This is a genomic window from Halomonas sp. BN3-1, from assembly GCF_003056325.1.
Lineage (GTDB): Bacteria > Pseudomonadota > Gammaproteobacteria > Pseudomonadales > Halomonadaceae > Halomonas > Halomonas litopenaei.
In genome coordinates, this window is the sequence record NZ_PYVV01000001.1 from 491,081 (window position 1) to 507,221 (window position 16,141).

A 16,141-nucleotide genomic window follows, 5' to 3' on the forward strand; every position below is an offset into this window, starting at 1 on the left:
CGTGCAGGTCAACGAGGCCGGGCTTGACCAGGGTTCCCAGTCGGCGACCAATTCAGAGCAAGTGCAAGGGCAATTGGTGGCGACCGATGCCCAAGGCGACGACTTGACCTTCAAGGCGGAGACCATCAAGGGCAACTATGGCGAGATCGACATCCGCGCCGATGGTTCCTTCACCTACACCCTGACCAAACCGGTCACCTCGTCGGATAACCCCGTCGATGACGCCGAGAGCTTTGTCTATACGGTGACCGACAGCCACGGCAATTCTGCCACCGGCACCATTACCGTCGATGTCATCGATGATGTGCCTCAGGCCGTCAATGACACCCCCGCTGCGCTGCAGTCCGGTACCTCGTTGACCACCACAGCGGGCAATGGAATGCTGGCCAATGACGTCCAGGGTGCGGACGGGGCCACGGTCATCTCCGTCGATGACAGCGGGCTGCGTGGTCAGCTCAGCTGGAACGCCGACGGCAGTTACACCTACACCGCCGACGCCAACGGTAGTTATGAAGAGGTAGTGAGCTACACCATCAGGGACGCCGATGGCGATACCAGCCAGGCGACCATCAAGTTTGTGGTGAATGATGGCTCTCCCACGGCCAATGCCAGCGCAGCTACCGTCAGCGAGGCCGGGCTTGCCACGGGCAGCGATGCCGCCAGCAATAGCGAAGTGGCGGAAGGCCAGCTTCAGGCAAGCGATGCCCAGGGCGACGCACTGACGTTCACCGCCACTACCCTGCGCGGCAGCTACGGCACTCTGGTCATCGAGGAGAATGGGTCCTACACCTATACCCTCGATACCGCCGTGACCGGCGCCGAGGCGGATAACGGTCCGAACACCCTGAATGGCCAGGACGTGTTCAGCTATACCGTGACCGATGCCCACGGCAATAGCTCGACTGCCAGCATCAGCATCAATATTGTCGATGACGTGCCAACGGCGGTCGATGATGCGGTGAGCACCGCCGAGGACACTGAGGTCACCGTCGACGTACTGGCCAACGACGAGGGCGGAGCCGATGGCGCCACTCTGGTGTCGGCGAGCATGGCGTCGGGCTACGAGAGTGCTGGCAGGGTGACCATCGATAGCGACAGCGGTGAGGTGACCTTCACTCCGGCGGCGGGCTTCGAGGGCGCCGCAGTCATCGACTACACCATCGTCGATGCCGACGGCGACACCAGCAACGCCACCTTGACTGTCAATGTGGCGGCTGACTCCACGCCGGAGGCCGCCAATGGGGTCGCTCGCGTGGACGAAGATGGCCTGTCGGGTGGCAATGCCGGTGGCCCGGGTGATGTTGCCGGTGAGGCGACCGTCGCCACCGGGACGCTTGGCTATTCCTTTGGCAACGATGGGGCGGCGAGCTCAAGCGCCTTCAGCTGGAGTCTTGATGGCCTGCCCACGGTAACGGCCAGTGGCCAGGCGGTGTCCTACACGTTGAGCGACGACGGCCGCACGGTCACGGGGCGTGACGCCTCCAACGCACTGGTGTTGACCGTTGCCCTGACCGGGGTGGCGAACGGCGCCTATAAGGTGACACTGCACCAGCCGCTGGACCATGGTGAGCAGGGTACGGAGGACTCTCTGGCGTTCAATGTCGGCTACACCATCGTCGATTCCGATGGCAGCCCGGCCAGTGGCCAGTTGCAGGTGCTGGTCAATGACGACAGCCCGGAGGCCTTCACGGCCGATGCCGTCGATCTAGCAGGCGGCCAGGGCGGACAGTTGAATTTTGCCGCTGTCTCCGGGGCCGATGGCGTCAAGGACGTGACCTTTGCCAACCTGCAGGGGCAGGCTGCGACGGATAGCGATGGCAATACGCTGTATTTCAATGGCGAGCCGCTGAGCTACCAGTTGTCTGGCGATGGCCACCAACTTGAGGCGGTGACCGCAGATGGCACCGTCAGCTTCAGCGTAACGCTGGACCCGGCAGGCGACAGCTACAGCATCGAGGTTGCCGCTGGCGAGGTCAGCACTACTCGAGTCGAGCGCGCCGATATTTCGGATCTGAGTCTCGATGGCGTCGTGCAGTACCACGGTATTAACTACCAGGACGATGAGGGTGACAACGACGTTCTCTACTCGACGCCCAATGGCGTTGGCATGGTGCCGCTAGACGGCACGCTCGGCGTCTTCGGTGGTGCAAGTCCCGGTATCGAGCTTAACGAGGTCATCCGCATCAGCTTCCTCGACAGCCTGACCTTTTCCGGTACCGGAGAGCCAAGCTGGCAGGGACATGAAGGGGTGTCCGAAGTAACCCAGACCATCCATGTGGAGGGTGTTGATGCCTCTGCCGTAGTGACGGTGGCTGCCTTCAACTACGCAAGTGATGTGCCGGGTTCTGGGTCTCCCAGCCAGACGGTGGACAACGATATTCGTCTGAATGCCGATGACGTCCGCATTCTCGATCAGAGTGGTACCGATGTTACCAACGCGGTATCCATCAGCGTCGATGGGGCAGGCCGCCTGATCCTGGATGGCATGAAGGATGGATGGTCGTTTGAACTCAGTCCGGATGGCGGGTTTGAGGGTATCGAGGTGGTGGGCGGTAGCAATACGCCTTTTACCCTGGGTGATATGGACTATCGTCTCGGTGACAGCAGCTCGGGCTTCGATGTTGAGCTTGCCTTGACCGGCACCGATGGTGATGGCGACAGCGTCGCGGGCTCCCTCGTTGTCTCGGGCGCGCCTCCGTCGCAGCTCTTTGTCGGTACCAACGACGGTGATACGCATACCGGGTCTTCCGGTGACGACGTGATCGTTGGTGACAAGGGCGGTATCTACACGGAAATTGAGCCGGCAACCAACTATAACGTCGCGATCATGCTGGATGTCTCCGGGAGCATGAAGTCAGGCAAGGTGGAGGACGGAAGCACGCGCATTTCGGTGGCCAAGGAGGCCATCGAAAGACTGATCAATCAGTTGGCCGAGTACGAAGGGGTTGTCAATATTGCGATCATTCCCTTTGCGTTTGATGCCGACCTGGAAGATGTCAACGATCTCGGACTGAACCCCAATGAGGTTCAGCAACTGATCGACTACGTCAATGATCTTAACGCCAATGGTGCCACCAATTACGAGGTGGCATTCGACGCAACACGTAGCTGGTTCCTCAATCAGGACAATGACTATGAGAATGTCAGCTACTTCGTGACCGATGGCAATCCTACCGTCTATGGGACAAGTACCAGGTCGGGAGGGACCACTAACGAAATAGACGTGACCCGTGCTCTGGAGGCCTACGAAGGTCTGTCTGATATCAGCCAGGTCAAGGCGATCGGCATTGGCAATGGCATCAATGAAGAGTTGTTGAGGCTGTTTGACAACACAAATGTGGTTGAGCAAAGCGACATCCCGGTGGTGTCCGGAGAGGTGGCACTCCAGTATCGCCTGGCGGACTTCGATAGCCCCGATGGCAAGGCGTCACATCTTCTCGACGACGTCGAAGATTCCTGGACATACTCCGGGGTCGCGACCGGTAATGTCAGCGAGGCGACTTCCGGCAGTGTGGACTATCTTCGTCTGGAAACGGGGAGCGTATCTGGCGAAGCAGTGGCAACGAGCGATAGTTTTGTCCTCGATGGATTCAGCAACTACGCCCAGATTCAGTTTGTCTATGCCAACTCCAGCTACGGCGCCGGTGAGAGTGCGCGCTTTACGCTGCAGCGTCTTGACGACTACGGCGACTGGGTCGATGTGGAGACAGAAACTCTGGCGTCAAGCTCAAGCTGGGCGTTGGAAGGGACCTCCCTGCTCAAGGAAGCCGGGACCTATCGCCTGGAGTTTGGCCTGACCAATGCTGATGTCTTCAATACAGCGCTCGGTATTTCCGACATTTACGTCAACCTGGGAACCAGCGAAGCCAAGAAGGGCGAAGTCAACATCGTCAATTCGGCAGATGAGCTGAACGCGGTGCTGGACGGTAGTGATACCTTTACCGGCCTCCAGACGCTGGGAAGCGACACCATCGACGGGACTTCCCGTGATGACCTGATATTCGGGGATACCGTCAATAGCGACCATTTGAGCTGGGTCAATGGCGATACCGGTGAGCGCTTCGACGCCGGTGAGCATGACGGCCTTGGCTACCAGGGCCTCTACGAGTTCCTGACATGGGGGACATCGGATGTGCGCCTGCAGGATGACGGCAGTCTGGCTGAAACCGGTGAGCCGCCTATTGCCGGAAAGCCTTCGGGTGAGGCGCCTGGCAAGGATGAGGTGCTGAACTATATTCGTGATCATTATCGCGAACTCCTGGACACCGAGCGCAAGGATGGCGGCGCCGACACCCTCAAGGGCGGTGACGGTGACGACACCCTGATCGGCGGCGGTGGTAGCGACACGCTATATGGTGAGGAAGGCGATGACCTGCTGCTCGGCGGTGCCGGCGATGACACCCTGGTCGGAGGACTCGGTGCGGATACCTTCGCCTGGGTGCTGGGTGATGAGGGAGTGGTCGGGGATCCCGCCGACGACGTCATCACCGACTTCCACGTCGCGCCAGCCGGTGTCGACGCCAGCCAGGACCCAGAGGCCGATGTGCTGGATCTCAGCGAGTTGCTGCAAGGCTACGATAAGGACGACGACCAGCAGTCGCTGAATGACTATATCCACGCCGAACAGGAAGGGGATGATATTGTGCTGTACGTCAAGAGCGATGGAAATCTGGCGGACGACAATGGCAACGCTGATCAGGTCATTACCCTGGAAGGCGTGGCCAACGCGGCCCCAAGCCCCGATGATTTCCTGACGCAGTTGCTCAACCAGGGCCAGCTGGATGTGTAGACAGGCGCTCGGTCCAGTCGTATAGCGCGAAACGGGCAAGGCCCTCGGCGGTAAACGCCGAGGGCTACTGATCAAGGGAAACTTGATATATGCTCGACCAACTAAGATTGCGGAGAACGTGACATGTACGTCCAGCGTGACGGGGAAGGAAAGCTTGTCTGTGTCAGCCGGGAGCCTACAGCGACCTGCGACGAATTCATGGCGCCGGATGATCAGGAGCTGTTGTTCTTCCTGTCAGACGGTAACGAGCGCAACGAACAGTCCCAGTTCCATGCCTCCGACCTGGCCTTTGTGAGGGTGCTCGAGGACGTGCTTGATCTGCTGATGGACAAGGGCGTGATCAGCTTCACCGATCTGCCTGACGCGGCGCGCCGCAAGATCATGGACCGCCAGTCACTGCGTCGTCGCTACAATGATGTGGATCTGGTAGGGGACGACGAACCCCTCATCTAAGCGCTGAGCATGTGCACCTCCCAAGTCGCATGCGTCGACCTGGGCAAGACAAAGGGCCACCTTCGGGTGGCCCTTTGCAGTGTACCCTTCATGTGATCGATGCTCACGAGTGCCTGTCGGTTTCCATCCTGGCGGACACGGCGGGGCCGGTGACACCGTCCAGGCCCAGCTCGAACAGGGTGTTGATATCGCGATCCTCGTCGATGCCCTCGGCGATGGCCTGGATCGCCAGCGAATGGCACAGGGTCGCCATGCCCCTGAGAATGGTCTGCTGCTCCGGCCGCTCCGACACGCCACGACACAGGGTGGCGTCGATCTTGATGTAGGACAGCCCAAGATCCTGCAGATCTCCCAGCTGGCGGAAGGCCGCACCGACGTGCTCCATGCCCAGATGACAGCCGAAGGGGGCCAGCGACTGGCACAGATATCGGAAGCTCTCGAGATCGCTTCGGGCGATCGACTCCGGCACCTCGATCCACAGGAAGGGGGCCGAGTCCGGGCGGGCGCTGAGGCGTTGTTGCAGGGCGATCACGACATTCGGCTGGGTAATCGCTGCATGGGACAGGTTGATGCCCAGCGGCTGCCGGTGGTGATGGATGGTGTCGAGGGCGGCATCGATCACCTTGATATCCAGGCTGTCGTGGAGGCGCAGACGGGCGATCCAGGGCATGAAGACACCCGCCTGACGCCATTCGCCCTTGATGTTGAGCCGTGCTGGGGCCTCGTGATGCAGCAACTGTCCGCGTCGATCCAGCACCGGATACTGTCCCAGCAGCACGCCATGCTCCATCGCTTCGACCAGCGATGAGCGCCACTCGGCGCGGCTACGGTAGAGCGTCTCCTGTTCCACGTTGTGGCAGGACTCGATCGCCTGTCCAGGACGGCTCTCGGCCAGCGACAGGGCGCCATCCAGTGCGGCCATCAGGGTGGTGCGCTCCTGGCCGTGGTGGTAGACCGCCAGGGCAGCGGGGAGCCGCAGAACCGGTGCGTTCTGTTCGGCCAGGGTCGACAGATTGTCGTCCAGCCGTTCGCGGGCCCAGCTTTCGTCGACGTTGCCGCACAGCATCAGGGCGAAGTCACTGCCGTTGAGGCGACCCACATAGCCTTCGCCATGGGCCTCGGCGATGGCGGTCAGGCGTTGGCAAAGGTCGCTGAGCACGCCGTTGGTGTGCAAGTGGCCGCGGCGTTCGTTGAGCGCGGCCAGGTCGGTGGCGCGGATCATCGCCACCACGCCGTAGCTGGATTCACCCTGTTGCTCGAGGCTGTAGTTGAGGCGGTCGATAAAGGCTTCCCGGGTCAAGGCCCCGGTCACCGTGTCATGCAGCAACTGGCGGCGTAGCCGGTCGATCTGCTCGCTCTCGCGCTGGAGCATCTCGCGCACGCTTTCCGACAGCCGGTTCATGGCGTCGGACACTTCGCGCAGTTCCAGTGTGCGGGGCAGCGGGGCGACGGTGAAGCGACGCTGGCCGATATCGTTGGCCTGGCGCGTCAGGGTCTTCAGCGGGGTGCGGATCTGGCGTACCAGCAGGTAGGCAATCAGCAGGCTGAGTGCACCTGCTGCCACGAACCAGGCGGCCATGCGCAGGGTGCTCTGCCACAGCGACTGGTAGGCGAAGCCATGTGCGCTTTCGAGCTGCAAGGTGCCAAGCTGCTGCCAGCCATCCTGGATGACCGCAGTGCCGGCGGGGACCTCGAAGGCGACCAGCTCACGGAACCATCCCGGTACGCCAGTCTCTTCGGGGGCTGATGAGACGCGACGAATGATCGGTCTGTCCTGGGTGTCGAGCAGCTGGATCTTGCGGTAGTGGCCAGTATCGAACTGCGCCGAGATCAAAAGCTCCAGCGTCACTTCATCCTTGTCAGGCATCTGGCTCATGCTCAGCGCCAGGGCATTGGCGTTGTCCGCGTTCTTGATCAGTATTTCTTTTTCGATGTAGGCGCGGCTGCCTGATACGGCCACCACCAGACTGCCGATCAGGGCAATCAGCAGGATGGCAATGATGGCGAGCCAGAGTTGTTTGATCAACGACATGGCGGCGTCTCTAGATGAAGGATTGGCATGATGTCACTGGATTCCCTGTTGGCGCATGCGATCCAGCGCGTTTCGCCAGCGCGACAGGCGCGCCAGGGGATCCGCCCGTGATTGGGTGGTGCCACCCGCCCACAGGCCACTGCTGTTGAAGCTGAATAGCGGGTCCAGATCGGTGCGCAGGCTGGCACGGGAAATGCCGGCGGCAATATTGTCGAGAATCAGGGGCTCGGCGCCTGGCGTCTCGTAGTAGCCGAGCACCATATGGGCCTGGGTGATCTGGCTACGTCCCAGTCGAGCACGCACATAGATCATGCGCAACTTGCTGATGGGAATGCCGAGCTCCTTGAGGGTCACGTATTTGGCGATGGAGTAGTCTTCACAGTCGCCTGCGCCGCGTCCCAGCGATTCGATGGGAGTAGCCCAGTAGTCGCTCTGGCGCCAGATGGTGCGATCCTCGAGCCACTGCATCTTGCGATTGAAGAAGTCGTTGACGTCGCGCAGCTGAGTACGAAGGTCGGCGCCTCTCAGGCGATCGATCAGGTTGAGCCATTCGTCCAGGGCTCTTACCCCCTGACTTCCGTACTCGGCGCTCATGGCCGCGCGCATTCGCGCATGGTCGAGCGTCGCGTCCACCGGTGCGGGTGCCAGCGCCAGGAAGGCGCCCAACAGGCTCGCAGCCCCCCAGGCGAGCCAGGAAGGGGGACGGCGGCGAGACGGGCGAGACAAGACGGCATCTGGGCTCATGGCGAGTTCCAAGCCGGGCGGAGGTCAGGCCTTGCCGGGCCCTTGCCACAGCTTCAGTTGGCCTACCCAGGGCAGGGTGTCGAGGTCTCGGCACAATTGATGAGCCAAGTCATCGAGATCCCCATGATGGATATCAGAGTCAACGTACAACGAAATGTCGATGCGGTCATCCAAATAGTGCAGATTCAGCGCCGTACGGTGTTGCCAGGCACGCTGATGCGACCAGCGTTCATCCAGCAGTTGCTCGATCTCCTCGCGCAGCGGCAAGCCCGGGCGCAGGCTGTGTTCGGTCTGTCCTTCGTCGTCCTCGGGGTCGATGTGGAAGGTGACATCCTTCAGGCGGGTGTGCGCTTCGCGTAGTTGTCGACTGACCGCATTACCGATCTCGTGGGCTTCGGACACCGTGACCCTGGGAGCGACCACGATATGCAGATCGAGCACGACGTCGCTTCCGAGCTGGCGGGTGCGCAGATCGTGCACGCTCTTGACGCCCGGGACCGACTCCGCCAGTCGGCGCATCGCACGCTGCTCTTCGACCGGCAGGGCGGTGTCGATCAGCTCCCGCGAAGACTGCCACATCAGCCGTCCGCCGACCCAACCCACCATCAGACCGACCACGATGGCGGCCACCGCGTCCATCCAGCCGACGCCGAACTGCCCCGCCACCAGGCCGACCAGCACCACCAGGGTGGACATGGCATCGGTACGCGAGTGCCAGGCGTTGGCCTCGAGCAGCGGTGAGTCGAAGCGGCGGGCGGCGCGCAAGGTGTAGTGGTAGATCGCCTCTTTGGCCAGCAGCGAGACCACGGCCACGGCGATGGCAACGAGGCCGGGTGCGGCGCTCGAAGACCGATCGAGCAGGCGCTCGACACTCGACCAGGCGATGGCACCAGCGACGAAGATCAGCACACTGCCGAGCCACAGTGTCGCCAGGGTCTCGATTCGGCCGTGGCCGTAGGGATGGTCGCGGTCGGGTTCCTGGCGGCCGTAGTGGGTGGCCGCCAGCACGAAGGCGTCGGTGACGATATCCGAAAAGGAGTGGATGCCGTCGGCAATCAGGGCGGCCGACCCGACGATCACACCGGTCACCAGTTTGAGCACGCCGACGACAAGGTCCACGCCGGCGCCGATCAGGGTGACGCCCTGGGCCGTCCAGGCAAAGGCGTGTCTGGAGCGCCCCGGCTGGCTTTTCTGGCTCACGACGAAGGCTCGCTCCGCGCGCAGTTGATGACAGGGTTGGCGTACTGGGCCAGCCACCAGGATCTGAGGTCTTCCGGGACTTCGGAAAGCCGTTGCGCGAACCGATCGCGGTCGGCCTCTGACACCTCGGACAGGTCTACCAGCTCAGGATGGCTGCCCAGGGCCTCCAGCGCCAGATGGTGGCTGGGGAAGAGGTGATAGCCGCTCAGCACCTGGCGGTCGATCTCGGCAGCGACCGCTTCCGGCGTATCGAAGCTGCGATCGATCGGCGTGCCGAAGCGCAGATGAACACGCCCCTTGTGGCCGGTGATGCCGGCGACGATGGAGCTGATGTCCTCGAACTCGCTCTTGTTGTAGCTGCCGTCTTCACTGACGGCTTTCAGCTCCCTGGCCTTCTGCACGTCGCAGGGATCGTACTCGTAGCTGATCGATACCGGTACCAGGCGCAGGGCTTCAATGCCTTCCCCGAGCGGCGCATGACGGTTGTCGGCACGGTGGGCCATGGTCATCATCTTGATGATCGCGGGGTCGGTACGATCGATGCCGTCCTTGGCCCGGCCTTCGCGCTGGGCCATCCAGATGGAGTGATTGTCGTCCTGAATGGAGTGGCGGATGTAGCTCGACAGCTTGTGGTAGGCCTGCAGCATGGCGCGCTTGCCGCGAGCACTGCGCGGCACGATGAAGCTCTTGTTGAGCCGCATCAGATCGGTGACGTAGGGCTTCTTGAGCAGGTTGTCACCGATGGCAATGCGCACGGTGTTGCGGCCGGCGAGGTACAGCGCATAGTTGACGAAGGCCGGATCCAGCGAGATATCGCGATGGTTGCCGATAAACAGGTAGGCGGTATCGGGGTCCAGACGATCGAGGCCATCGACGCGAAAGTCGTCGGTGGAGGTCTTCAGCATGCGCTGCATGTAGGCCGCGATGCGTTGCTGAAACGCCGTCACGCTGGTGACGTCGCGGGTCTCGCGCTTGATCGCCCAGCTGGCCAGCGTGCGTGACAGGCGGGGCATCATGCGGGAAAGGCGCGGCAGCCGGTAGCGGGTCAGGGCGCTCAACAGCTCCGGGTCCTCTGCCAGGCGAGTCAGGGTCGTCGCCACCTCGTCGTCCTGATAGGGGCGAATATCGTGCCAGGGATCCTGCGGGGCATCGGATGTCGAAGTCATGGTGTCGTCGCAGTGAGGTCAGTAGCCGAAACGGAAGAACTCTGGGCTTCGCCGCCCAGCCAGTCGATCAGGCGGTCGACGCTTTCACCCAGGGTCTGGGCCATCAGAATGAAGTCGGTTTCCATGCGCAGCACGGCATCGTCGCCGTCATCTGCCTGGTTGGCTTCGTCGATCAAGGCGTCATCGAAGGCCAGTGACTTGACCGCCAGGTCGTCGTGGAGCACGAAACGCAGGCGCCCCTCCATGCCCAGCGCCAGCTTGCTGGCCTGTCGGCCGCTTTCGAGCAGTTGCTGAATGTCGTCGCCGTCGAGGTCCACCTGACGTGCCTTGAGCACGCCGTCGTCGCCCTTGGCCTTGAGTTCGACCTGGTCGCCGAGCAGCATGTCGGCGGGGCGCGAGGAGGCGTCGTTGAGCCAGGTGGTCATGGCGCGAATCGGCAGTGTCTGGGCCGAGAGCGGCGTTACCTTGAGGCTTCCCAGGGACTCGCGCAACAGATCCAGCAGCTCTTCGGCGCGCTTTCGGCTGGAGCTGTTGACGGCGATCAAGTTTCGCCGGGTATCCCACCAGAGGTCAGTCTTCTGGCTGCGTACGAAGGCCCTGGGCAACAGTTCCTCGTAGACCTGCTCCTTGATTGCCTGCTTTTCCTGGCGGCGTAGCTTGCGGCTTTCCTGGGTCTCGATGACCTCGACGCGCTCGTCGACTTCTTCGCGGACCACCGAAGCGGGCAGGATGCGCTCCTGGCGCAGGGCGGTCATCAGGCGCTGGCCCTTAAGTTCGTGGAGATAGCGATCGCTACCCCGTCCGGCAGGCGTCGTCCAGCCGATGCGGCGGGCTTCGGTGCCACCGAGCGGGCGGAAAGCCTGTTCGGCGAGGGCCGTCTCCAGCTGCTCGCTGTCCAGGGTGCTGGCGTCGTGCAGACGGTAGAGGTGCAAGTGCTTGAACCACATGGAGCAATTCTCGGGTCAAAAAGGAGGCACATTATGGCGAATGGTCCCTTCGGGTGCCAGTTGCCAGCCATCGCAATGGTCGATTGAACAGGGTTGCGGCAAGCCTAGCAGGCTGCGTCGCCCGCGCCCGTCCCTCTTTGGTGACAGTGTTGCCACTTTGCCTGCTCGAGGTCAGAATCAAACAGTAGTTTAAATGAGGAGCAATGATATGGAAGACGCTATCAGCACCACTTCGCTGAAGGTTCGTGGCTACCACCTGGACGGTTATGGCCACGTCAATCACGCCCGTTACCTGGAGTTCATGGAGGAAGGGCGCTGGGACTATTTCGACAAGCATCCGGCGCTGATGTCTCGCCTGGGAAAGGGAGATGTCGCTTTCGTCGCGGTCAATCTCAATATCGACTATCGCCAGGCGGCGGTGGCCGGTGACGAGCTGGACATTTCCACCCGTCTGTCGGCCCTGGGCGGGCGCAGCGCCAAGATGCGCCACGAGATCCTGCGCCGCCGCGATGGAGCTCTGGTGGCTCGCGCCGAGTTGACCTTCGTGCTGCTGGACGTGGCCAGCAACAGTGCGGTGGCGATCGAGGGTGAGCTGCGTGATGCCCTGGCGCCGCTGGTGGTGTCATGACGGCAGCGGTCAAGGCGCCGCACACAACGACAGACGCTGCGCGGAAGGCCCCAAGGGTGGTATGCTAGGTCGCTGTATTTGTGCGCCTTGTCACGGCTGCGTGACGCGCCTACCTGTTGCTGTGCAAAGGACTTGACGACCCATGGGTGACATCGCCAGAGAGATTCTGCCAGTCAATATCGAGGACGAGCTGAAGCAGTCGTACCTCGATTACGCGATGAGCGTGATCATCGGCCGAGCGCTGCCGGACGTGCGCGATGGCCTGAAGCCGGTTCATCGGCGTGTGCTGTTTGCGATGCACGAGCTGGGTAACGACTGGAACAAGCCATACAAGAAGTCCGCCCGTGTGGTGGGTGACGTGATCGGTAAGTACCACCCCCACGGCGACAGTGCGGTGTACGACACCATCGTGCGTATGGCCCAGGACTTCTCGATGCGCCACGTGCTGGTCGATGGCCAGGGCAACTTCGGCTCCATCGACGGCGACAACGCCGCCGCCATGCGTTACACCGAGGTGCGCATGGCGCGCCTGGCCCACGAGCTGCTGGCCGATCTCGAGAAGGATACTGTCGACTGGGTCGACAACTACGACGGTACCGAGCGGATCCCCGACGTGCTGCCGACCAAGGTGCCGAACCTGCTGGTCAACGGCTCCTCGGGCATCGCCGTGGGCATGGCGACCAATATCCCGCCCCACAACATGAACGAGATCATCAACGCCTGCCTGGCGCTGGTCGACGACTACACCCTGAGCGTCGATGATCTGATGGAGCATGTGCCGGGGCCCGACTTCCCCACCGGCGGTATCATCAACGGCCGCGCGGGCATTCTCGAGGCCTATCGTACCGGCCGCGGGCGCATCTATATTCGCGCCAAGCACACCATCGAACACGACGACAAGTCCGGCCGTGACCACATCATCGTCACCGAGCTGCCTTACCAGGTGAACAAGGCGCGGCTGATCGAGAAGATCGCCGAGCTGGTCAAGGACAAGAAGATCGAGGGTATCGCCGAGCTGCGCGACGAGTCCGACAAGGACGGTCTGCGGGTGGTGATCGAGGTCAAGCGCGGCGAGAGCGGCGAGGTGGTGGTGAACAACCTGTTCGCCCAGACCCAGCTGCAGAATGTCTTCGGCATCAATATGGTGGCGCTGGAGGACGGCGAACCGAAGACCATGAACCTCAAGCAGGTGCTCGAGGCCTTCATTCGCCACCGTCGCGAGGTGGTCACCCGGCGTACCCTGTTCGAGCTGAAGAAGGCGCGTGAGCGTGGCCACATCCTCGAAGGCCTGGCGGTGGCGATCTCCAACATCGACGAGGTGATCGAGCTGATCAAGGCCTCGCCTAATGCTGCCGAAGCCAAGGAAAAGCTGTTGGCCAAGTCCTGGCAGCCCGGCCAGGTCACCGGCATGCTGGAGCGCGCCGGCGCCACCTCGTGCAAGCCCGAAGACCTGGAAGAAGGCTTTGGTCTGGACCAGGCGGGAGGCGAGTACCGTCTGTCGCCGGCCCAGGCCCAGGCCATCCTCGAGCTGCGCCTGCATCGCCTGACCGGCCTCGAGACCGAGAAGCTGCTCGACGAGTATCTGTCGATCCTCGAGAAGATCGCCGAGCTGATGGCCATTCTGGCCTCCGCCGATCGCCTGCTCGAGGTGATTCGCGAAGAGCTGATCGCGGTGCGCGATCAGTTTGCCGACGAGCGTCGTACCGACATTCAGGCAAGCCACCTGGACCTGTCCATCGAGGACCTGATCGCCGAGGAAGACATGGTGGTCACGGTGTCCCGCTCGGGTTACGCCAAGACCCAGCCGTTGTCGGACTATCAGGCCCAGCGTCGTGGTGGTCGTGGCAAGTCGGCCACCGCGATGAAGGATGAGGATGTCATCGAGCACCTGTTGGTGGCCTCGACCCACGACACCGTGCTGCTGTTCTCCAATCGCGGCAAGGTCTACTGGCTCAAGGTCTACGAGATGCCTGCGGCCAGTCGCGGGTCCCGTGGCAAGCCGCTGGTCAACCTGCTGCCGCTGGAAGAAGGCGAGTCGATCAACGCCATCATGCCGGTCAAGGACTATGATCCGGACTGCTACATCTTCTTTGCCACCGCCCGGGGCACGGTCAAGCGCACCAGCCTCGAGCAGTTCTCGCGTCCGCGCAGCGTTGGCCTGATCGCCATCGACCTGGAGGAGGGCGATCGCCTGGTGGGCGCCGCCATTACTTCCGGCAGCGACCACGCCATGCTGCTGTCGTCCAACGGCAAGGCGATCCGCTTCGAGGAGTCCCAGGTCCGTGCCATGGGCCGTACCGCGCGCGGTGTGCGCGGCATGCGGCTGCTCGATGGCGCCGAGGTGATCAGCCTGATCATCCCGCAGAGCCTCGAGATCGATGCCGACGCCGAGGGCGGTGAGCGTGGCGAGGCCGGTGATGTCGACGCCAGCGGTGACGACGGCCAGATCTATATCCTCACCGGCAGCGAAAACGGCTACGGCAAGCGTACCCGTCTCGAGGAGTTCCCGCTGCGCGGTCGTGGCGGCCAGGGCGTGATCGCGATGCAGACCAGCGCCCGCAATGGCGCCATGGTGGCGGCGATGCAGGTCTGTTCCAGCGACGAGATGATGCTGATCACCGATCGCGGCACCCTGGTGCGCACCCGGGTCGAGGAAGTCTCGATCAGTTCGCGCAACACCCAGGGCGTCACCCTGATCCGCCTCGGCGAGGCCGAGGCGCTGGTCAAGACCGTGCGTATCCAGGAGCTTGAAGGCGACGACGAGCTCGATGCCGAGGGCGAAGAAGGTAGTGAGGACACCGTCGAGAACTCGGCAGATGACGCCGCCGAGGGTGGCAGCGCCGAACCGGGCGACGACAGCGCGGCCGACGACAGCAACACCGACAATAACGACTGATCCGGGGTGCCACGGTGTCCGCGATGGACGCCGTGGCCCACCTATATAGTGACTGGCGGGCGTCGCCGGACGCCTGCCCTTGACGATCAATCGCCAGGACACCATGACACGCCACTACAATTTCTGCGCGGGCCCCGCCGCGCTGCCTACCGCAGTACTCGAACGCGCCCAGCGCGAGATGCTGGACTATCAGGGCCGTGGGCTCTCGGTGATGGAGATGAGCCACCGCTCCAGCGAGTACGTGGCCATCGCCGAGCGCGCCGAGGCCGACCTGCGTGAACTGCTCGCCGTGCCCGACAACTATCGGGTGCTGTTCACCCAGGGTGGTGCCACCCAGCAGTTTGCCGCGGTGCCCATGAACCTGCTTGGCCGCGGCGGCCGGGCCAACTTCATCGAAACCGGTATCTGGGGCAACAAGGCGATCAAGGAGGCGCGGCATCTGTTCGGCAGCGCCCACATTGCCGCCTCAAGCGCCGAGAATGGCCATGTCGAAGCACCGCAGCAGGCTGATATCGCGCTGTCCGACGACGCCGCCTACCTCCACGTGACCCCCAACGAGACCATCGGTGGTCTGGCACTGGACTTTGTGCCCGTGGCGCGGCGCGGCGACGGGGTAGAGGTGCCGGTGGTGGCGGATCTTTCCTCGACCATCCTGTCTGAGCCGCTGGACGTCTCGCGCTTTGGTGTGATCTACGCTGGCGCCCAGAAGAACATCGGGCCTGCCGGTCTGGTGCTGGTGATCGTGCGTGATGATCTGCTCGACCAGGCGGTGAGTGAGATGCCGTCATTGTTCAGCTATCGTCAGCTGGCCGAGGCAGGGTCGATGATCAACACGCCGGCCACCTATAGCTGGTACCTGGCGGGCCTGGTGTTCGACTGGCTCAAGCGCGACGTCGGTGGTCTCGAGGCGATGGCCGAGATCAATGATCGCAAGGCGGCCAAGCTTTATGACGCCATTGACCGCAGCGACTTCTATTCCAACCCCATCGCGGTGCGTAATCGCTCTAAGATGAACGTGCCCTTCGTGCTGGCCGACAGCGCCCTGGATAACGCCTTCCTGGAAGAGGCGGAAGCGGCGGGGCTTCTCAATCTCAAGGGCCATCGCAGCGTCGGCGGTATGCGCGCAAGCCTCTATAACGCGGTGCCTGAGGCCGCGGTGGACGCCCTGGTGGCGTTCATGGGCGATTTCGAGAAGCGGCGCGGCTGAGGTTCGTGCGAGAGCTGGCGCACCCAGTAAAGAGGTGGCGGGGCCAGCTTTCGCCAGCCATGCGTCAACGCCCGGTCAC

At 62.6% G+C, this 16,141-nt stretch carries 10 protein-coding genes; 5 read left to right on the top strand and 5 right to left on the bottom strand.

Annotation, left to right across the window (positions count from 1 at the left end):
* Position 1: 1 nt before the first annotated feature.
* Complete coding sequence (locus tag C9F12_RS02085; RefSeq protein ID WP_108447807.1) at positions 2-4,789, top strand: Ig-like domain-containing protein; 4,788 nt, start codon at positions 2-4, stop codon at positions 4,787-4,789.
* A 123-nt stretch (positions 4,790-4,912) separates the two neighbouring features.
* Complete coding sequence (locus C9F12_RS02090; protein ID WP_108133787.1) at positions 4,913-5,242, top strand: tryptophan synthase subunit beta like protein; 330 nt, start codon at positions 4,913-4,915, stop codon at positions 5,240-5,242.
* 103 nt (positions 5,243-5,345) lie between these two features.
* On the opposite strand, the gene C9F12_RS02095 is transcribed toward C9F12_RS02090, so the two are convergent.
* The 5 genes from C9F12_RS02095 to C9F12_RS02115 are packed head-to-tail and all read right to left on the bottom strand — an operon-like array spanning position 5,346 to position 11,331.
* Positions 5,346-7,274 carry a LapD/MoxY N-terminal periplasmic domain-containing protein gene (locus C9F12_RS02095; protein WP_108447808.1) on the bottom strand — a complete coding sequence of 643 codons (1,929 nt, stop codon included), beginning with the start codon at positions 7,272-7,274 and terminating at the stop codon, positions 5,346-5,348.
* Between the two features lie 33 nt (positions 7,275-7,307).
* Complete coding sequence (locus C9F12_RS02100; RefSeq protein ID WP_108447809.1) at positions 7,308-8,018, bottom strand: transglutaminase-like cysteine peptidase; 711 nt, start codon at positions 8,016-8,018, stop codon at positions 7,308-7,310.
* A 24-nt stretch (positions 8,019-8,042) separates the two neighbouring features.
* Complete coding sequence (locus tag C9F12_RS02105) at positions 8,043-9,218, bottom strand: cation diffusion facilitator family transporter (protein WP_108133790.1); 1,176 nt, start codon at positions 9,216-9,218, stop codon at positions 8,043-8,045.
* The gene (locus tag C9F12_RS02110; RefSeq protein WP_045994810.1) at positions 9,215-10,384 is read right to left on the bottom strand and encodes a 1-acyl-sn-glycerol-3-phosphate acyltransferase; all 1,170 of its coding nucleotides are present in this window, start codon (positions 10,382-10,384) and stop codon (positions 9,215-9,217) included. The genes C9F12_RS02105 and C9F12_RS02110 overlap by 4 nt, the downstream gene beginning before the upstream one ends.
* Positions 10,381-11,331, bottom strand: a complete 951-nt coding sequence (locus C9F12_RS02115; RefSeq protein WP_045994811.1) for a recombination-associated protein RdgC — start codon at positions 11,329-11,331, stop codon at positions 10,381-10,383. Before C9F12_RS02115 ends, C9F12_RS02110 begins: the two co-directional genes overlap by 4 nt.
* A 208-nt stretch (positions 11,332-11,539) precedes the next feature.
* Here C9F12_RS02115 and C9F12_RS02120 point away from each other — a divergent pair, with 208 nt between their 5' ends.
* From C9F12_RS02120 to serC, 3 genes are all read left to right on the top strand, one after another.
* On the top strand, positions 11,540-11,959 hold the full coding sequence (locus C9F12_RS02120) for a thioesterase family protein (RefSeq protein ID WP_108133793.1): 420 nt from the start codon (positions 11,540-11,542) through the stop codon (positions 11,957-11,959).
* A 142-nt stretch (positions 11,960-12,101) separates the two neighbouring features.
* Positions 12,102-14,855 carry a DNA gyrase subunit A gene (gene gyrA / locus C9F12_RS02125; protein WP_108447810.1) on the top strand — a complete coding sequence of 918 codons (2,754 nt, stop codon included), beginning with the start codon at positions 12,102-12,104 and terminating at the stop codon, positions 14,853-14,855.
* Positions 14,856-14,958: 103 nt separating this feature from the next.
* The gene (serC, locus tag C9F12_RS02130; protein WP_108447985.1) at positions 14,959-16,062 is read left to right on the top strand and encodes a 3-phosphoserine/phosphohydroxythreonine transaminase; all 1,104 of its coding nucleotides are present in this window, start codon (positions 14,959-14,961) and stop codon (positions 16,060-16,062) included.
* Positions 16,063-16,141 lie beyond the last annotated feature (79 nt).